Annotated in this window: 16 protein-coding genes; 10 read left to right on the top strand and 6 right to left on the bottom strand. The window is 35.8% G+C overall.

Features of this window, described 5'->3' with window-relative positions; all coding sequences use genetic code 11:
• The first annotated feature begins 297 nt into the window (after positions 1 to 297).
• Positions 298 to 846: a helix-turn-helix domain-containing protein gene (locus BAZ10_RS06040; protein ID WP_078771311.1), complete on the top strand. Its 549-nt coding sequence runs from the start codon at positions 298 to 300 to the stop codon at positions 844 to 846.
• A gap of 185 nt (positions 847 to 1,031) precedes the next feature.
• Here BAZ10_RS06040 and BAZ10_RS06035 read toward each other — a convergent pair whose 3' ends face one another.
• On the bottom strand, positions 1,032 to 3,086 hold the full coding sequence (locus tag BAZ10_RS06035; RefSeq protein WP_078771310.1) for a glycosyl hydrolase family 95 catalytic domain-containing protein: 2,055 nt from the start codon (positions 3,084 to 3,086) through the stop codon (positions 1,032 to 1,034).
• 346 nt (positions 3,087 to 3,432) lie between these two features.
• Here BAZ10_RS06035 and BAZ10_RS06030 point away from each other — a divergent pair, with 346 nt between their 5' ends.
• The 4 genes from BAZ10_RS06030 (at position 3,433) to BAZ10_RS06015 (ending at position 5,470) form a co-directional block, all read left to right on the top strand.
• Positions 3,433 to 3,615, top strand: a complete 183-nt coding sequence (locus BAZ10_RS06030; RefSeq protein ID WP_021347765.1) for a hypothetical protein — start codon at positions 3,433 to 3,435, stop codon at positions 3,613 to 3,615.
• 54 nt (positions 3,616 to 3,669) lie between these two features.
• On the top strand, positions 3,670 to 4,506 hold the full coding sequence (locus tag BAZ10_RS06025; protein WP_165690093.1) for a GLPGLI family protein: 837 nt from the start codon (positions 3,670 to 3,672) through the stop codon (positions 4,504 to 4,506).
• A gap of 105 nt (positions 4,507 to 4,611) precedes the next feature.
• Positions 4,612 to 4,968: a 50S ribosomal protein L19 gene (gene rplS / locus BAZ10_RS06020; protein WP_009086043.1), complete on the top strand. Its 357-nt coding sequence runs from the start codon at positions 4,612 to 4,614 to the stop codon at positions 4,966 to 4,968.
• Between the two features lie 100 nt (positions 4,969 to 5,068).
• Complete coding sequence (locus BAZ10_RS06015; protein WP_078771308.1) at positions 5,069 to 5,470, top strand: NUDIX hydrolase; 402 nt, start codon at positions 5,069 to 5,071, stop codon at positions 5,468 to 5,470.
• 107 nt (positions 5,471 to 5,577) lie between these two features.
• Here the strand turns inward: BAZ10_RS06015 and BAZ10_RS06010 are convergent, their stop codons facing one another.
• Positions 5,578 to 6,357 (bottom strand): AraC family transcriptional regulator, encoded by a 780-nt coding sequence (locus BAZ10_RS06010; protein WP_078771307.1) that lies wholly within the window; start codon positions 6,355 to 6,357, stop codon positions 5,578 to 5,580.
• 78 nt (positions 6,358 to 6,435) lie between these two features.
• On the opposite strand from BAZ10_RS06010, the gene BAZ10_RS06005 reads away from it, so the two are divergent.
• Entirely contained in the window at positions 6,436 to 7,581 is a 1,146-nt protein-coding gene (locus BAZ10_RS06005) for a multidrug effflux MFS transporter (protein ID WP_078771306.1), read from the top strand.
• A gap of 14 nt (positions 7,582 to 7,595) precedes the next feature.
• Here BAZ10_RS06005 and BAZ10_RS06000 read toward each other — a convergent pair whose 3' ends face one another.
• Positions 7,596 to 8,594, bottom strand: a complete 999-nt coding sequence (locus BAZ10_RS06000; RefSeq protein WP_078771305.1) for an alpha/beta fold hydrolase — start codon at positions 8,592 to 8,594, stop codon at positions 7,596 to 7,598.
• Positions 8,595 to 8,633: 39 nt separating this feature from the next.
• Entirely contained in the window at positions 8,634 to 9,875 is a 1,242-nt protein-coding gene (locus BAZ10_RS05995; RefSeq protein WP_078771304.1) for an MFS transporter, read from the bottom strand.
• Between the two features lie 317 nt (positions 9,876 to 10,192).
• Between BAZ10_RS05995 and BAZ10_RS05990 the strand changes: the two genes are divergently transcribed.
• Entirely contained in the window at positions 10,193 to 11,533 is a 1,341-nt protein-coding gene (locus BAZ10_RS05990) for an ammonium transporter (RefSeq protein ID WP_078771303.1), read from the top strand.
• 110 nt (positions 11,534 to 11,643) lie between these two features.
• Here the strand turns inward: BAZ10_RS05990 and BAZ10_RS05985 are convergent, their stop codons facing one another.
• A complete protein-coding gene (locus tag BAZ10_RS05985; RefSeq protein WP_078771302.1) occupies positions 11,644 to 12,618 on the bottom strand; it encodes an EamA family transporter in 975 nt (324 codons plus the stop codon).
• 233 nt (positions 12,619 to 12,851) lie between these two features.
• Between BAZ10_RS05985 and BAZ10_RS05980 the strand changes: the two genes are divergently transcribed.
• Complete coding sequence (locus BAZ10_RS05980) at positions 12,852 to 15,020, top strand: M60 family metallopeptidase (RefSeq protein ID WP_078771301.1); 2,169 nt, start codon at positions 12,852 to 12,854, stop codon at positions 15,018 to 15,020.
• Positions 15,021 to 15,432: 412 nt separating this feature from the next.
• On the opposite strand, the gene rpsA is transcribed toward BAZ10_RS05980, so the two are convergent.
• On the bottom strand, positions 15,433 to 17,217 hold the full coding sequence (gene rpsA / locus BAZ10_RS05975) for a 30S ribosomal protein S1 (protein ID WP_078771300.1): 1,785 nt from the start codon (positions 17,215 to 17,217) through the stop codon (positions 15,433 to 15,435).
• A 345-nt stretch (positions 17,218 to 17,562) separates the two neighbouring features.
• Here rpsA and BAZ10_RS05970 point away from each other — a divergent pair, with 345 nt between their 5' ends.
• Together BAZ10_RS05970 and BAZ10_RS05960 are read left to right on the top strand one after the other, a co-directional pair.
• The gene (locus BAZ10_RS05970) at positions 17,563 to 18,870 is read left to right on the top strand and encodes a DEAD/DEAH box helicase (RefSeq protein WP_078721315.1); all 1,308 of its coding nucleotides are present in this window, start codon (positions 17,563 to 17,565) and stop codon (positions 18,868 to 18,870) included.
• Positions 18,871 to 18,962: 92 nt separating this feature from the next.
• Positions 18,963 to 20,209 (top strand): IS3-like element ISElsp1 family transposase gene (locus BAZ10_RS05960; protein ID WP_108721216.1). Its coding sequence is split into 2 segments (ribosomal slippage): positions 18,963 to 19,290 and positions 19,290 to 20,209, totalling 1,248 coding nucleotides; the frame shifts between segments, so codons are not numbered across the junction.
• Positions 20,210 to 20,259 lie beyond the last annotated feature (50 nt).

Genomic DNA, 20,259 nt, shown 5'->3' with positions numbered 1-20,259 from the left:
ATGTAACTAACTAATTCACAATGTATTTAAGCTTATTTATTAAAGTTAAAGTTAAGGTCTTAAATTTTATAGAGTTATAGTTATGCAAAAATAAAAATATCCTGAATTTCAATTTCGTCCAAAATTTGACTTAAAATTCGTTGTTTAGCGATTAAAACTGTTGATTATTGTAAATTTAAAGGCATAAAATATTGTAAATCAGTGATTTAATTACTGTTTACAAATATAAATTTTAATATTTTAAATTTGTTTACATTTGTATTTTACAATTCTAAAATTTGTTTTACATTTGTAATTATGGAAATTTCAGACAGAATTAAAAAAATCATCGATCATTATGGCTATTCTCCTTCAGAATTTGCCGATACTATCGATGTACCCCGTTCCAGTATTTCGCATATAACTTCCGGAAGAAATAAAGCTTCTTTGGATTTTATTGTAAAGATTAAAAACAGATTTCCGGAGATACAATGGGACTGGTTAATCGATGGACAGGGAGATATGACGAAACAAGCTGTTCCGGAAACTGAAGAAACTGATAACTCTATTGAAGAAATTAGCATTTCGGAAGAGGAAGAAGAAACTTCTTCCCCACTCGATTTATTCACTTTGGCACCCGATTTTTCTCAACAAATAACTGAAGAACCGGAAGCGTCAGAAATTCCATCTTCCGGAGAATCGGATATATCGATAAAAGGTACAGAGGAAAGCATTCCGGTCGATTCTCAGCGATTAGCTATTGAGGAAATTTTCGCTCCGATGCAAAGTACTGAAAATCAGGAAAGAGCTATAAAACGAATTGTTTTCTTTTTTGAGGACGGAAAATTTGAAGTTTTTACACCCTAAAATTCTGCCTGAAAGAATTAATAAATCTAAATACAGGGACTATCTAAAAGAATGTCATGTTGAAGCTTGCCAAAACATTTTCATTTATAAAGAACTAATGGTTAAAGCCCCAGTTCGTCAAGCTCTCTATAAACTGGCTCTGCTCAGGATGACAAACTGTAATATGTTTGAAATAGCCTCTTTGCTTACCTTACAAAGCTATTGGAGAAGGTTTGCTTTTGCATTCCGATTCCTTTTACTGTAATCTTTTTCCAATGTGGTGGCAGTGCATTTTTAGTCTGTACAATTGTTCCTGCCGATCCAAAATCGACTCCTGCAAATCCCATAATCACAGCCTGTAAAGTTCCGCCAGCGCCAGTTATAAAATAAGGATTATCACCTTCTGCTGTTTCTGCCAATACCCTGAAAGGGGGCAGAAGATTTGGTTCATAAGACTCTTTAAACCATTTATATGCTTCTTTTCCGTTACCTAATCTGCTATGTAATAAGGCAAAAACAGACTTCGTCATAGCAGGTGTTTTTTCATGCGGAACCTTATCCTGATAGTACAATAAGTCTTTTAATATCTGCTCTTTAGAATTTATAATCCCCAAAGGATAAGCCAGCAAATTAACATCTGCCTGTTTAATTTTTTGTCCGATATAGCTATCATGTTCTCTTGTAACCCCGTTTTCTAACTTCGAAAATATCAGGTTATCAGCTATATTCTCCCAGTTCTTATTCACAGGCAATTTCAATATTTTCGCTGCTTCGTTTGCATATTCAAAGTTGAGTTTTGCAATTGCATTGGTATAGGCATTATTATCTACATTCTCCGCCCATTCATCAGCCGCTACCACATTCAGAATATGATACTTACCATTCTTTTTGTCCACGCGGCTCTCCCAAAATTTTGCCGTTTTTTCCAGCATAGGCCATCCTTTTTCTTTCAGCCATTGTATATCTTTAGTATACAGGTAATAATGCCATGCTGCAAAAGCTATATCTCCGGTAATATGATGTTCATATGTACCTGTCAGTGCCCATACAGGCGTTTCTTCCTCCCCCGAAACAGCACTTTCCCAAGGGTACATTGCTCCTTTATAACCATATATTCTGGCATTATCTTCAGCTGCTTTCAGCCTGTTGAACCGATAATCAATAAGGCTTTTAGCTATTTCAGGCTTAAAAAACAATAAAGGTTTGAACATAAATAGCTCGGTATCCCAAAAGATATGACCATTGTATCCCATGCCACTCAGTCCCACAGGCGATAGCGATGTATCACTTCCTTCACGTGAAAAAGAATACAAATGGTACATCATATTATGTACATCCTGTTGTACCTGCGGGTCTCCTTCTATTTGGATATCCCCTTCCCACAGCTTTTCCCATTCTGCTTCATGCTTTGTTTTTATTTTTTCAATCCCCTGCAATCCGGCATATATACTGAGCCGCTCTGCATAATTTAAAGGATCTTTTACCTGAGCAGAAGAAATAAGTGTCCCCACAAGTGAAAAAGTATACGTCTGTGATGCTTGTAACTCCTGGGAAAAAGCCATTGTATGCTGTTCATTATCTTTCTTATTATATATAATTTTAGGCTGTTCACCATGTTTTTCTGGAAATACAAATGTATTACTTGCTGCCATTATAATACTTCCGGTAGGACTTTTAGCAAGAGATGTCAGAAGCGGAATTTTAGCATGTGGTGGTGTAATTTCCGTGTAAAATTGCTGATTGTCTTTAAATCCTGGAGGCTGTTTTAATAGATTTTCGGCTCTAAAAGTAATATTCTTTTTCGCTTTAATGCTTACATTCAGCATCACATTATTGGGAAGGTTACGGATGGCTATATAATTATATGCCACTGTTGCAATATCCTTATAATCAAAACTCCCTGCAAAAGATGCTTTTTTCATGTCCAGTTTTTGTTTATAATTAGATATATTATCCAGATTTACAGGTACTCCGTCAATTGTAAGGTTAAGGTCCAGTAAATTGAAACCGGAAAGAAAATTACTGGTTCTGCCGCGTCCATACTGGTCATAAACCCCTGCAAGAATTACCTGACTCACTTTCAGGGGTTCCGGAGAAGAAACGACCCCGATCATTCCATTGGAAACACTAATCCCGGTGTAACGCTTCAGGTCAATATTTTCAGCTTCAATAACCCATGAATTCTGGCCGAAAAGAGAACTGAAAAAACAAAAAAGTAATACAATCTGTATCCTTATATATATAGTAGAAAAATGATGCATGTTGTTATTGTTCTTTAATCACAAATATATAAACCTAATAATGCCTTTTACCAGAGAAATTCTTCAAATTGATAAATTTTGGATCAAAATACGTGGCGAAACCATACAATCAACAGTGCTGTTTATATTATTGTCATTCTATTTCATCATGATCACATCTATAAAGCCACCATATAAAACACTATTTACCAGCATTTTATAATTATATATTTTACTTTTCAATTTCGACATTATAAAATAAAAGTGTTTTTATTATAAATGTTAAAATTTTATAAAAAATAATTATGTTAAATTAATTTAATAAATAATTTTTTAACTTTAAAATGAATAAATTAAAATAAATTTTATGGAAAAATTAAAACGATTATCTCGAAATGAATTAAAAGGAGTTATAGGAGGTGTATGTAGTAGTTGGATAAATGTAACTGCTTCTTGCGGTGCTAGCTATGGTTTATGTGCCGATAATTACAAAAATGATTTTGAAAAATTAAACAAAACAGTTAAAGAACTTGACAAAATCAAATGCTAACTTATTAAAAAGCCGTATAAGTCATATTTATGCGGCTCATTATCATTAATGAATATGAGGTTTTATTATTTACTATTTTTTTTATGTTTTATTCTTATAAAAACACAAACACCTGTTGTTTCTGGAAATTTTAAAATAAATATAGCCCCGTATAAGAAAAAAGTACTGGATCAGAGTATTCAAAATATTTATTATAAACTATTTTTTGTAAAAGATTCTAAAAAAAGTAATAATAAATTAGAAACGCTATGCGTGTTACAAATGAGTAAAAATTTTTCTAAATTTAGTGACTTTAATAAATTAAAAATGGATTCTCTTATGGAAGTGTTGAGCCAGAAAGGGGAAGCAGACGCTAAGGATGTTAATAACGCTTTAGCCATAAAAGTTCAATGGGATAATTCTTTAATTAAGGATATAAAGGAAGAGAAATATATATACCAAGAAACTATAACTGCTACTTATCAATATGAAGAGGCCTTTCCTAAATTTAACTGGGAGCTAGAGAATGAATCTAAAGATATATTGGGCTATAGCTGTAGAAAGGCAACCACTCAATATCGTGGCAGAAAGTATACTGCATGGTACACTACAGATATTCCCATTAATAATGGACCATATGTGTTTCAGGGCTTACCAGGGCTAATTATGGAACTGGAAGACAGTAAAAATCAATATCATTTTACTGTAGTAGCTATGGATAAAAAGGAAAATGAAATATATTTAAGAAATGAAAAAGAAATTTTCCATATTGATAGAGATAAATTTAGAAAAATCCATAAATCATTCAATGATAATCCTAACTTTTTTTTAGATCCTGTATATGATAGTAATGGAAATCCTGTTACATTTAAAAGTAAATCAAGACCGTACAATCCAATTGAATTAGAATAATAATTTTGCAGATTTGAAAAATTGTTCTAAATTTGCAACCTGTTAATCAACCTCTGACGATAGACGTGAATGTTGTTTGATGTAATTATTTATTTTTAATTAACAATGGATTTAATTAAGTACGTACAAGACAAGTACATTACAAAAAAAGAATTCCCTGAATTCAAAGCTGGTGATACCATTACTGTGTATTACGAAATTAAGGAAGGTAACAAAACCAGAACTCAGTTCTTTAAAGGTGTTGTTATTCAGTTAAGAGGAACAGGTGCTACTAAAACTTTTACTATCCGTAAAATGAGCGGTGATGTAGGTGTTGAAAGAGTATTCCCTATTAACATGCCTGCACTTCAGAAAATTGAAGTTAACAGAAAAGGTAAAGTTAGAAGAGCTAGAATCTACTACTTCCGTGACCTTAGAGGTAAGAAAGCAAGAATTAAAGATAGAGCTCACGGCGCTAGATAATCTTTGCTTACTACAATATAAAACCTTCTCAATTTGGGAAGGTTTTTTCTTTGGCAGCATCGCCTAAAACAGACAACTAAAACCATTACACAAATTGAATATGAAACAGCTTCCAACTGCAGGATTAATCACATTAAAAGATAAAAAATTACTTCTCGCATTTAGTAAAAACAAACAAGCCTGGTATCTTCCGGGTGGAAAAATAGATGCCAGTGAAACTTCAAAAGAAGCCCTTATTCGGGAGCTACAAGAAGAACTGAATCTACATTTAAAAGCAGAAGAACTAAATTTTTTCACTCATATTTCGGCTCCCGCATATGGTGAAGATCGCTTACAAATGGAGCAGGATTGTTTTCTGGTTCAATTGGATAAAACAATACAGCCTGGCGCTGAAATAGAAGCTGTTAAGTATTTCAGCCTTGAAGAGTATAAAAGAGAAAATATACAGGTAGCCGGTGTTTTAATAGCTTTTGCTGAGCTTGAAAAACAAGAGCTTATTTAATAACCTATCCCCTTTAAATAACGGCGACAAAGATTAATATCTTGCGTCATATATCTCGCATCTTACGTCTAAACTCTTGTATCTTGTGCCTTGTGTCTAAAGCCTCATTACTGCATCATATATTGCAAAGGTGTTGCTCCGGTTTGCTTTTTAAAAAAGTCCACAAATGCGCTATCGGATGAAAAGCTAAGCTCAAAAGCCGTTTCCCCTACAGTTCTGCCCTCTGAAAGCAGCTCTATCGATCTGTGTAAACGCCATTGCAGTCTCCATTCCTGATAAGACATGCCTGTTTCTTTTATAAAAATTCTGCTAATTGTTTTCTCGCTTGCTCCTACTTCAGTAGATAAAACTTTCAGAAACGGTGGCTGAGAGATTCTTAGCACCCATTCTTCTACTTTCTTCTGTAACCTCGAGTCTTTAGGCACGGTGAAAACTAAAGCTTCTTTTTGAGCCATTTTAAGCTCCTCCCAAAATACAGACAGGATATTTGTTTTATCCTTTTGCTTCATTTCCCAAGGCCAAAAGCAAATTCTCTCAATAACTTCTCGTAATAACGGATTTACATTTCGTACCTGTATCCCTTCCGGGAAACCATTCTCCATTACATATTTCTCGGAGAAATATACCGAACGATAGGCCACTACGTTTCGAAATGTAACCCTATGTTCTTCTCCTGCTGGTATCCACAACAATTTGGATGGGGGTAAAACAAGCTGCTTTTCGGGTGTAATAACCGTCATACAGCCCGACGGAGCATACAGAAGCTGTACTTTTTCCCGATGACTATGAAATCCTGAGTCATGCATTACCATATCCGAAGCAATACCTGTTACGCTTTCATGCCTGTCATCTGCATTAAATTCATCATTCTGGTGTAAAAAAGCCATGTCCTTATTTTTATGTTTTTAGTTTTTATATCATTATAAAGATAGTGAAATATTGTAGGAAATTTGCCAAAAAAAATAATGAAAAAGACAAATGCTCTCTGGATACTGATATTGCTAGTCATGTTTCCTCAATTTGTAGAAACCATTTACAGTCCGGCATTACCATTAATAGCAAGGGAATTTGGTGTAAATGAAGAAACAGCAACGCTTACCATCAGTTTTTACTTTATTGCTTTTGCAGCCGGAGTCATCTTCTGGGGGATACAATGCGATCGTATTGGTCGTAAAAAATCGATGATATATGGATTACTCAGTTACAGTGGAGGTACGATCCTGGCTCTCTTCTCTAAAAGCTTTGAAATACTGCTTTTGGCAAGAATTATTTCAGCATTTGGTATTGCTGTTGGCTCTGTTGTTACCCAGACTATATTGCGTGACCTTTATGATAAAGAACAAATTGGAAAAGCATTCTCTTTTGTAGGAATAGGACTTTCTATCAGTCCGGTTATCGGAATGCTTACAGGTTCTGTAATTTCTTCCAGCTTTGGATATATGGGCATTTTTGGGTTACTATTTATTCTGGCAATTATACTTATCCTGCTCTCACAACAAAACCTTGCAGAGACTGTTATCCCAAACAAACATATAAATATTAAATCAAGTATTCAGCTACTGAATAAAATGCTGCATGACCGCTATATATGGAGAGATAGTATTTTAGTGATGAGCTTTAATGTTATGTTATTCTCCTACTACTCGCTTGCTCCTTTTATCTTTAAGAAAGAAGGCTTTAGTACTACTGATTTCGGTTATAGTGGATTTATACTGGCTATAGGAACATTTATTGGAGCTTTAGCAAACAAAAAACTCATAAAAAAAGGATTCGGATCCGAAACCCTTATCAGAACCGGCACTTTTATCGCTTTTATCGCTGCCATTATAGTGGGAGTTCTGGAAGAAAAAATCTGGTTCCTAATCCCCTTCTGTTTTATTGTTATGGCTTATGGAATAGCTATTCCAAATATATTAAGCACAGCACTATTCCGATATAAAAATGAAACCGGATCAGCAGGTGCTGTTTTTGGACTTATCTATTATATTTTAATAGGTCTTGGGCTAGTAGCTACAGGCCTGATACAACGTCTAGGTCTTTCACTTATTGCTTTTTCAGGCATAGCCCTGGTCACCATTTTGTTACTGAGAAAAATTACAGCCACTTTATAAAGTGGCTGTTGTATTTATTCTTTGATAAAAGGTAATAAAGCTCCGACAAACTGATCAAAAACTTCAATGTGCGGAAGATGTCCTACATTATCCAGTTCTACCAATTTTGAACCCGGAATTTTTTCCTGTGTCTTTTTACCCAACTCATTGTATAAGCCCATTTTATCCTGCAATTCTTTTGGCGCACGGGCTTTTCCTATTGCTGTTCTGTCCCTGGTACCAATAATAAGTAATGTAGGCCTTTTGATATTCTGAAACTCATAACATACCGGCTGATTATAGATCATATCCGTGGTTAAAGCTGCATCCCATGCCACTTTAGGGTAATCTTTATGGAGCGTCCAACCCGCAAGCATATTCAGCCATGGCTGATATTCCTCTTTCCATTTATTGTCATAATAGAATTTCAACTGATAATCCCTGTAAGTCTCCACTGTATTCTTCAATTCCCCTTTATAGGCTTCATCAATAGTTTCATAGCCTGCAAATGTCTTATAATCCTCTAGCCCTATAGGGTTTTCTAATACCAGCTTTTCTACACGTTCCGGATATTGCAAAGTAAACCTTGTCGCTACCATTCCTCCCATGGAATGGCCAAGGATAATCGCTTTATCTATTTTTAGCTTATCTAAAATAAGCTTGGTATTATAAGCCAGCTGGGAAAAGGAGAACTGATAATCGTGCGGCTTGCTGGACTTCCCAAAACCTATCTGATCCGGCATAATCACTCTGAAACCTTCTTTCAACAGAACCTCTGCTGTTTTCTTCCAATATGCGGCATTAAAGTTCTTGCCATGCAGCAACACAATTGTTTTACCATTAGCCGTTACCGGCTTTACATCCATATATACCATCTCCAGATTCTGCCCCTGAGATTCAAATTTTATATAATTCTCAGGATACGGATAATTGATTGTCGTGAGATAGGCATCCAAAGGCTTCAGTTCCTGCGCTGCAACAAATGTACACAGTGCTATACCTAAAGCCATAAAAGCAATTTTAATCTTTTTCATAGATATAAAATTATAAAAAATGAAAAAGATAAGTATAAATTATTCCGTAAAATCTAAATCTTTATTGTGGGTTTCCGATATAGTAAGCGTTGAGTAAAATGCCAGACCAAAGACTATAATACCTACAATAGCGGCACTTATAATGACTGAGAAATCTTTTTTGAAAAAATCAAAAGCCAATATCATTACCGGAACCAAACCTCTTACCATATTAGGCACTGTAGTGGTTGCTGTATTTCGGATATTGGTGCCAAACTGCTCCGCAGCCAGTGTAACAAACATTGCCCAATAACCTGTTCCAAGTCCCAACCACACACAAAATGCATAATATTTTGTTTCCGTATTTGTATTCCCGAATAACATTATTCCGACCCCTACAATAGTGAAAAGCAACATATAAAAAATAGCTTTTTTACGAGACTTCAGCATTTGTGAAATAAATCCGCTCATCAGATCTCCGACCGAAATCCCTACATACCCCCACATAATCGCTTTTCCGGGGTTAATTTCTTTAATTCCCAACTCTGGTGCGAATTGATTGGCCAATACAGCCAAAATACCGATACAATACCAGGTTGGCAGTCCTACAGCTATACATTTCAGATATCTTATAAGCCTGTCTTTATTGGTAAAAAAAGAGAGAAAATTCCCTTTGGAAACAGACTGATGCTTAATATTCTTATAAATTCCCGATTCAGAAACGCTAATTCTTAAAAACAAAAGCAGAATTCCTAAACCACCACCAATAATATAAGATATATTCCATCCTCCGGACAATTCAACCGTCAACTGAGCAACCACAGCACCCATCAGACCAAATCCTGCAACTACAGATGTTCCTATTGCGCGCAATTCTTTAGGCAAACTTTCCGACACTAATGTAATTCCGGCTCCTAATTCCCCTGCCAGACCTACACCTGCAACAAAACGCAGCAAAGCATAGGTGTATACCAAATTTGTCTTAGGGAAATATGGAAGAAATCCACAGGCAATATTAGCCAATGAATATACCAGGATAGAACCGAACAAAACAGAAAGCCTTCCTTTTTTGTCTCCAAAAATACCCCAGAAAAGGCCACCAATCAGCAAACCTATCATCTGGCAATTCAGTATAAAAGTTCCGTCCGCATCCGGATTCAAACCTAAATCTTTTAAACTAGGGATCCTTACAATACCAAAAAGTAATAAATCGTAGATATCGACAAAATAGCCTAATGCTGATATAATAACCGGAATAGAAAAGATATATTTCAGCTTGGAGGATAGCGGAAGTTGCTGCATGATTAAATTTTGATAAAAATATAAAAACTATTGATTTGTGAAATAATTATAACAAAAAAATCCTGAAATAAAATACAAATACACAACACCTAGTCTAATTACACAGATATTTAATAAATAACGTTTCACATATTAATTATTGGAGCTATATACCATAAACACATAAAATAATTACATCGCCCCCATAAAACCAAACAATAAACAGCTAAAAATATAAAAAAACACAAAACACCATATAAAATAAAGGGTTAAATTAAAAAATAAATACAGTATTATAATTTTTACCCCTATATTTGACATACCAAATACCTATAAATATGAAAATCGAGAAACACTGGATCATTTCTTTTGTTATTATCTGTATTATTTCATTAGGCGCATTAGCCGGAAGCAATACAGATCAAATTAATATGCAAAACTTTTTACCAGAAAGTAATATCAATAGTGCAGATACTGCCTGGATACTAACAGCATCGGGATTAGTACTGCTAATGACGCCCGGGCTTTCCTTCTTCTACGGTGGTATGGTAGGCAGAAAGAATATACTTTCTACCATGCTCCAAAGTTTTATTTCTCTCGGAGTGGTATCACTTATCTGGATTGTGGTAGGATTTTCACTATCCTTTGGGAGCTCCATAGGTTTCGAAATCAATGGTGTAAAATATAGTATCATAGGCAATCCTTTCGAGTATTTTTTCTTTGACGGCGTAAGCACTTTACCACATAAAAATCTGGCTTCCACAATTCCATTTCTTCTATTTGCATTATTTCAGATGAAATTCGCAGTTATTACTCCCGCACTGATTACCGGATCTTTTGCAGAAAGAGTTCGTTTCATTTCATATTTACTCTTCATTGTCCTTTTCAGCTTATTCATCTATACACCGCTATGCCATATGATTTGGTATCCGGATGGACTGCTGAATAAATACTTTGGCGTAAAAGACTTTGCCGGAGGTACTGTTGTACACATGAGTGCGGGCTTTGCAGCCCTTGCGGGCGCCATGGTTTTAGGAAAAAGGAAAAGACCACATCACGAGCCCTCCAATACCGCTTTTGTGTTACTTGGAACCGGGATGTTATGGTTTGGCTGGTTTGGTTTCAATGCCGGATCTGCATTAGCAGCCAACGCCACAGCAGCCCTGGCTTTTGGTACTACAACGATTGCTTCCGCATCTGCAATGATGACCTGGATATTCTTTGACCGCATAAACGGCAGAAAAGTTTCTGTATTAGGAGCTTGTATTGGAGCTGTTGTAGGACTTGTAGCTATAACACCTGCCGCAGGCTTTGTGAGCATCCGTGAAAGTTTATTTATAGGCTTTATCACAGCAATAATATCCAATACGATGGTAAACTGGAGCAAGCTAAAGCGAATTGACGATACACTCGATGTATTTGCCTGCCATGGTATCGGCGGAATCATGGGAATGATACTAACGGCTATTTTCGCACATGGTGACAATGCAAGCCTTTTACACGGTGGAATCAGCATTTTCTTACATCATATGACAGCTCTGATTCTTGTATCCCTATTCTCTTTCTTTGGCTCTCTGCTATTTTACAAAATATCGAATACCATAATACCACTAAGGGTATCCGAGGAGTCAGAAAAAATTGGACTGGATCTCTCACAACACGACGAACAACTTTGCTAAACTAAAACATAAAAAATCTCTCTTTAGCAATCCCAAAAACACTATTAAAATAAAGACACCTAAGTTTTATACTTAGGTGTCTTCTATATTTAGATTCTTTAATCGTTGAACTATGCCAATGCCTCTTCTTTTTTACGGGAAGGCAAATTCATCAGAACGATTGCAAAAAGTATAAGTGCAATACCTGTCCATTGAATAAGCAATACCTCTTCACCTAACAGAACAAAAGCCATAGTAACAGAAACCGGAAGCTCCAGAGAGGATACAATACTCCCCAATCCTAGCCCTGAATTCGGAAATCCTATATTAAATAAAATAGGAGGCAGAATTGTTCCGAAAACAGCTAAAAACAATCCATAAGTCCATAATATAGAATAATCGAACGGACGAATCCCTTCCATATTACTACTAAAATGAGTATAAATTCCTTTTAAAGCATCAAAATGCAATGGTCCTATCTGAGAGAAGAACAGGAAAGTAAAAACAATAACTGCACCTCCTAACAGCTGTATAAAACTTTTACGGAACGCAGGCAGATATGTTGCGATTGTATTAGAGGTAAACATAGTAAGCGTGTAAGATCCTGCTGCCATAAGTCCCCAAAAAACACCTCTGACATCCAGCTTTACATCCATATTAATAAGATTGGTCGCCAAAACAGTTCCGACAAGCACAATAATAGTCGCCAATACTTTACGGCCTGTAGGCAGTTTCTTGTTTATAAAACTTTCTACCACAACACTAAACCATACTGATTGCATCAATAATACAATTGCAATAGAAACATTAATATATTGTACTGACAGATAATAGAAAAGACTTGTCCCACCCAGAGAAGTCCCGGCAAGCATTAGTTTTCTTATATCTCCTTTTTTAGGTGCAGGAAGCTCTTTCTTTGATGCTACAGCCTGAATAACATTAAGAAGCAGAAGCCCGATAATCCCCCACATAAACTGTGAAGTAGTCACTTCTGCGGTTGTATAACCGTCATTGTATGCCAGTTTAACAAAGGTTGCCAGCATTCCATAAATACTAGCTCCTACTCCGACAAATAAAACACCCTTCAGTATATTTTTCTTCTCCATATTTTTTTCGTTACGCGGGCGCAAATTTACGCATTTAGTCTCAAAGAAATGTCAATATGTATATTATCATCTTTCGATAAATTTACATTATCACTCATGTTTCAGGCAATATCATAAAGAAAACAAAATAATACATCAATTAAAAAATCATTTTCATAAAAAAAACTCATTGCTATTAAATAAAAAACATTTATATTAGCATAAACAACTAATAACCACCAAATTATATTTATATGAGAAACATTTCTACTGCAGTAGCAATGCTATGGCTCTTAGCATTCTGTTACAGCTGCAGGTCTGCCGACCATTTTATGAGCAATGAACTAAATCCGGAAGCAACGCTTCAAAACAACAACCCACCCAATGTCTTCGAGTTACTACAAATTGGAAGTTCTAATTACGAAAGGACAAGATTAAGGCAGGTCCAGTTAAAATTCGACCACGCCACTACAGGCTATTACCTTCCTGCTGACAAATCTCTGAAACTAACATTGGAAAATACTCTACCCGCTTCAGACGGTGCCATGCCCAGCGTTGTAATTGGAACCAGAGTAAAAGACGGAAGCAACGTTGTTGAAATACCTCTGAAAGTCGGGGAAAACATAATCGCCCCTACACAGCATAAAGGCGGGATTATTTATCTTCGTTATGTATCCGAAAAAGGAAATACCACAGGAAAGGTAAAAATAACATTAGATCCGGCCAGCGGCTACATCAATCACCCTTATTATGAACTGGGAGTCACGAACATTACCGACTTCAAAAATCAGGTTGCCCAGTCAACTATTCAGGATGTTATGTTTAAATCCAAAGACATTATTGTAGTTGTAAATAAAGATAAAGTAGATAAGTATCTGATGCCGGACGCTTACAAAGGCTACCCTGTTTCTATACCAAACTGGCTTACAGCCTTCGACGGGATACTCGATGCTGAAATTCAGATTAGCGGACTAAACGCCAATGATCCAAATCCTCTTCACCAACCAATGAGTAATGGGGTAAAATACCTAATGACACAGGTAGGCACCGGATACATGTATGCAACAGACTGGGGTACCGGATTCAATGGCAATGATGAAGCTGCTATGGACCGACTACTTATGGAGACCAACCTTATCAATAATGGCTGGGGAATTTCCCATGAAATCGGACATCAAAATCAGCAGGGAGCCTATAAACCTTCTGAATACACAGAAACCACAGTTAACTTTTATACTTTCGCATCTGTACGCCATTTTCAGGGAAGCAACTGGCAAAAATGGACAGAAAATATCTGGGTAGACAAATTCCATAACGACTGGTTTAAACGTAACACCAGAGACTATTGGAGCGCAGATATTGGAACCGTATACCAAAATGTAAATGAAAGCCGACTGTTCTTTTTAGAACAATTACGGGTTCTTTTCGGGGACGATCTTATTAAAACACTCCACAGGATAACAAGAGAAGAAAAAGAAAGCGGGGGTGACAATGAAGCCAGAAAGTTCTATTTCTTACAGAAAATAGTTCAGATATCCGGTTATGACCTGCGTAATTTATACTCGAAATGGGGATTGGTTTTAGATTCATATTACCAGCAGAAATTAGACAGTATGATCAATAGTGGAAACTACCAAACTCCGCCTTGCAATGATAATCTTTATCTTGTAACTCCTTTCAGTAAACCATGTCCGGATCTTACCTTACCTCTTCCGCTGAAAGGAATAAGCACATCCTCTCCTCAACCGGATCTTATGCCGGCAAACCAATTAGCTTCCAAGAATCAGTACTGCGATTACAGCACAAAAACGGGAACTTTCACCGATCCACGGGACGGAAAATCTTATGCTTATAAAAAATACGGAAACAGTGAATGGTTTATGGAAAATCTTAACTGGGACGGATATGACGGCGTAAACGAAAACACTAGAAATACTATAGGAATAGCTAATCCGAATGACCCTACAGGGGCTATATACGGCAGATTCTATCCTACCAACAAAGCTACACAAGCCCAAACATGGTGCCCTACAGGATGGAGTGCTGCAAGTGATGCTAACTGGACTAGTCTTTTCAGTGCCATAACCTCTGAATATCAGGTAAGCTCTGCCCTACTCGGAAGCGCAATGAAATGTGGTGAAGATCGGGACAATAAAGCCGACGGACTATGGGCAATGGGACGTGGCAAAATTGACAATGTGAAAGCCAATCAGGTAGGCTTTAATGCCCTACCGGCTGGAGTGCTCAATTCCGGAACTATGGAATATGAGGCAAACGATACCCCCGGCACTAAGGCAAGTTTCCATATGCCAGAAGGAACATGGTACCATCAGGTATTGACCAACGGAAGCGATGCATGGAGTAAAACAAACAGAAACTCGGTACACAATGCCTCTATAAGATGCGTAAGACCTGCACAATAATTAATAATTTTATTATTTCAACAATGAAACCGCCTGATTTTAGGCGGTTTTTTTTAGCATGATATTCTCTTCCATACCTGTATTAAGATAACGTTTCTCCGGAATGCTCTGACTTTTCGTAATTATACACTTTATAGAGATAAAGTTCCTAAAGGAACTTCTCTTTATTACAATACAGTATATCTTTTACATAAATTTCATAATATGAGAAATAAGAAAGTTAGAAAAATGCTCCGGAGGAGCCTGATCTACACAAGAAAAGATGTATCAGAAAGTATATATTCCAGAAGAACACTATCTCACAACTGGAGTAATATTTTTCTATATCTCTATTAATTTACCTTAAACTTCACAAAAATAAAAAACCCACCTCTTAAAAGAGGCGGGTTATAATTAAGAAATGAATTCAGGATTATTTACCTTCTTCCATTTTTCTTTTCAATTCTGCAAGAGCATCGATGTCACCAAGAGTTGCTTTTTCTTCATTGTTATTGTTTGAAGAAATAGTCTTAGACTCTTTTACGTTCTTTCTTTCCTCTTCTCTGAAGATACCAGTGTGAGAAACTACAACTCTCTTGAATTCTTTGTTGAATTCAATTACTTTAAAGTCAGCTTCTTCACCTTTTTTGATCTTAGAACCATCTTCTTTCTCTAAAAGTCTTGCTGGAGCGAAAGCTTCAACCTCAGCATCTTCAAACTGTACATTAGCTCCTTTATCGAATACATCTACTGCTTTACCTGCATGTACAGTTCCTTCAGCATATTTAGTTTCGAATTTATCCCAAGGATTTTCTTGTAATTGCTTGTGACCTAAAGAAATTCTTCTGTTATCTAAGTCAAGTTCTAATACTACAACATCTAGAGTATCTCCTACGTTGCAGAACTCAGATGGATGCTTGATTTTCTTAGTCCAAGAAAGATCAGAGATATAGATTAGACCGTCGATACCTTCTTCTAACTCTACGAATACACCGAAGTTAGTGAAGTTTCTTACAGTACCTTTGTGCTGAGAACCTACAGGGTATTTTTCCTGGATGTTAGCCCATGGATCCTGAGTTAATTGCTTGATACCTAAAGAAATTTTTCTGTCTTCTCTGTCGATAGTTAATACTTCAGCTTCAACTTCATCACCGATTTTCACGAAATCACCTGCACTTCTTAAGTGAGTAGACCATGACATTTCAGATACGTGGATAAGACCTTCTACACCTGGAGCGATTTCAACGAAAGCACCGTAGTCAGCAAGAACTACTACTTTACCTTTTACTTTATCTCCAACTTTTAGGTTAGCATCTAAAGCATCCCAAGGGTGTGCTTCAAGCTGCTTCATACCTAACTGAATTCTTGTTTTCTCATCATCAAAGTCAAGGATAACCACTTTAACAGTTTGTCCATCTTCAAGAATTTCTGAAGGATGGTTAACTCTAGACCAAGAAAGGTCTGTAATGTGGATAAGACCGTCAACACCACCAAGGTCGATGAATACACCGTAAGAAGTAATGTTCTTAACAGTACCTTCAAGTACCTGACCTTTTTCAAGTTGAGCGATGATCTCTTTTTTCTGACCTTCGATATCAGCTTCGATAAGAGCTTTATGAGAAACAACAACGTTTTTGAATTCGTGGTTGATCTTAACAATTTTGAATTCCATTGTTTTACCTACAAACTGATCGTAATCTTTAATAGGCTTAACATCGATCTGAGAACCTGGTAAGAATGCTTCGATACCGAATACATCTACAATCATACCACCTTTAGTTCTAGATTTAACGAAACCGTTAACGATTTCTCCAGACTCGTGGTACTCATTTACTTTATCCCAAGCTCTAAGAGTTCTAGCTTTCTTGTGAGAAAGTTGTAACTGTCCAGACTTGTCTTCTCTTCTGTCAACCATTACTTCAACCTCGTCGCCTACTTGTAAACCTTGGTTGTAACGGAATTCGTTAAGAGAAATAACACCTTCAGATTTGAAGTTGATGTCAACAATCGCTTCTTTGTCTGTTAATCTTACTACTTTACCTACAAGAACGTCGTTATCTTCAAGATCGTTAAGAGATCCTTTGTAGATTTCTTCTAGTTCGTTCTTTTCTTTTCTGTCCTCTGCATTTAATCCACTTTCGAAAGATTCCCAGTCAAATTGTTCTGGTGCTACGTTTTGGTTCAAAAGAACCTCTGCTGAATTTGTCTCTTTTGACATTTTCTAAAAAATTTTGTATTCCGTCCTCCTCTGCTCTTTGGCTTAATGTGACTGCAGAAATTCCGGAAGTTGTTAAGTATTATATAATTACTTTGCCAAAGTTATACCCACAAAAAGTGGTGCAAAAATACAACTTTTTTATGATATAACCTTGTATTTTAAAGTTTTTTTACAGCAGAGTAATCAACTGAATTATAAGCTGATAAGAACATGAAAAAACCATTGTATTACTCCTAGCATCTGAGATCTCTTATTCATTGTAAATTAAACCATTCAACGCTTCCAAAAACATTCATTTTTGTAAATGATCTGAAATCTGAGTATTCAAAAACCTATCTTTGCAACATGAATTTAGAATCGATTTATAAAAAATTGCAGATTCAGGATATGAATCAGATGCAAAAATCTACATATAAAGCTACTGAAAACAAAAATGATGTAGTATTGCTCTCTCCTACAGGTTCAGGAAAAACACTGGCCTTCTTATTTCCTGTACTTCGAAATCTAAAAAAAGACAAGTCCGGGATCCAGGCCTTAGTTTTGGTACCGGCAAGAGAATTGGCATTACAGATAGAACAAGTATTCAAAGCAATGAAAACCGATTACAAAGTAACCGTTTGTTATGGAGGACACGATAAAAAGACAGAAGTAAACAGCCTAACCGAAGCTCCTGCTCTATTAATAGGAACACCGGGAAGAATTGCAGACCACCTTAGAAACAATAGTTTCAATCCTTCTTCAATCAGTACTTTGATTTTAGATGAATTCGATAAATCTCTTGAATTTGGCTTTCAGGAAGAAATGAGTTTCATTATAGAATCAATGAAAAATCTGTCTCAAAGGATTTTAACTTCTGCTACCGCAATGGAAGAAATCCCTGCTTTTACAGGATTAAAAGATGAAAAGACAATTGATTTTCTAAAACTAAGTGAGGTAAAGCCGGATATTCAGTTTAAAAAAGTTATTACTACCGCTGAAGAAAAGCTAGATGCTCTTTTCCATCTAATATGTAAAATAGGCAATAAAAGAACATTGATATTTTGCAACCACAGAGAGGCTGTGGACAGGATATCGGAGCTTTTAAAAGATAAAGGAATTGAAAGAGAGACTTTCCACGGTGGTATGGAACAGGATGAAAGAGAGCGGGCATTGCTAAAATTCCGTAATGACTCTACAAAAATCCTTATCACAACAGATCTAGCTGCGCGTGGACTCGATATTCCTGAGGTAGAATCTATAGTACATTACCAACTTCCACCTAAAGAAGATGCTTTTATTCACAGAAATGGGCGTACTGCAAGGATGAACGCTAAAGGTTTTGCTTACCTCATCATGAAAGAAGATGATAATTTTCCTTTTTTAGAAAAGGATATTCCCGTTGAAGATGTAGAAGGTGAAAACAAAATTCCACAGCAAACAGCTTTCCAGACCATTTATATCAGCGCTGGTAAAAAAGATAAAGTAAACAAGGTCGATATTGTTGGGTACCTCATCAAGAAGGGTGAATTGGAAAAAAATGATGTCGGACTAATTGAAGTAAAAGACACCACTTCTTATGTTGCAGTATCCAGAAAAAAAGTTTCAGCATTACTAAAGAAATTAGCTACCGAAAAGCTAAAAGGCAAAAAAGTAAAAATGGAAATAGCTTATTAAATATAAAAACCGCCCCTGTTGAGGCGGTTTTATTATGTTTATGTCTCGTCCTGAAAAAGGTTGACTAAAAAACATCAGAAATAGTTATCCTTATGAAATTAAAAAAAAGCCCATCCCCTGTACAAGAATACAGCGAGGGATTCAAAAGACAAGTTGTCTCCGAATATGAACGGGGATTATTTACTAAATCACAACTACAGACTCGATACAACATTCGAGGTAATTCCTGTATTTCCAGTTGGTTAGTAAAATATGGTAACTTTACTTATTCAAAGCAACTAAGTAAAGGCAGGCCTATGAAAGATCCACAAAAGCAAAAGATTAAAGAGCTTGAAGCAGCTTTAGCCAAAAAAGAGGAAGAACTTAAAGTGTTTCGGAAGTTCATAGAAATAGCTGAGCGTGAGCTAAAGATTGAAATTGTAAAAAAGTCTGGTTCCAATCAATCCCGGAAATAAGGCCATATACCACTCTTTCAACTGAAGATATTTGCCGATTGTTTGGATACAGTAAACAAGCATATTACAAAAGAACAAAACAGTTTAATTCTGGTAATAATCAGGAAAGAATTATAGAATTGGTCTTATCAATTCGTAAAAAGATGCCTAGGTTAGGCACCCGAAAACTTTATGCCTTACTTAAGAGTGATTTTAATAAGGAGAATATTCATATAGGAAGAGATCAGTTATTTAAGATTTTAAGATCAAATTATCTTTTAATTCCCCGAAGACATAGTTACTTTAAAACAACGAATTCCAGACACTGGATGAAGAAATATCCTAATATCATCAAAGAAAAAGAGCCAGAATTTTCAGAGAAGATATGGGTAGCAGATATTACCTATCTGAAAACTAAAGAGAGAAATTATTATCTTCATTTAATTACTGATGCTTATTCGAAGAAAATTGTAGGATACGAATTGAGTGACAATTTACAAACGAGCTCTACATTGAAAGCGTTAAAGCAAGCTGTAAAGAGTAGAATCTATAAACATCCTTTAATTCACCACTCAGACAGAGGCTTACAATATTGTAGTAAAGAATATATCGAGGTGCTAAAGAAAAATGATATTCTTATCAGTATGACCGAGAACTCTGATCCTTATGAAAATGCTGTAGCAGAAAGAGTAAATGGTATTCTGAAATATGAATTTGGATTGATTGATACTTTTGAAAATTTTAAAAATCTTTCACAGCAAATTGATCAGTCAATTTACTATTATAATAATTTAAGACCGCACTTTTCCTTGAATTACAACATTCCAAGTCAGGTACACATCAATAATAATGTGAAATTGAAAACTTATAAAAAACAAAATCAGAATAGAAAGATTCTACTCTGATTTAATATATTTGATTTATTAAACTAGTCAACCTTTTTCAGGACTAGTCA

The organism is Elizabethkingia occulta, from assembly GCF_002023715.1.
Lineage (GTDB): Bacteria > Bacteroidota > Bacteroidia > Flavobacteriales > Weeksellaceae > Elizabethkingia > Elizabethkingia occulta.
The sequence above is the reverse complement of the archived record's forward strand: the minus strand, read 5'-3'. Positions and strand labels throughout refer to the sequence as shown.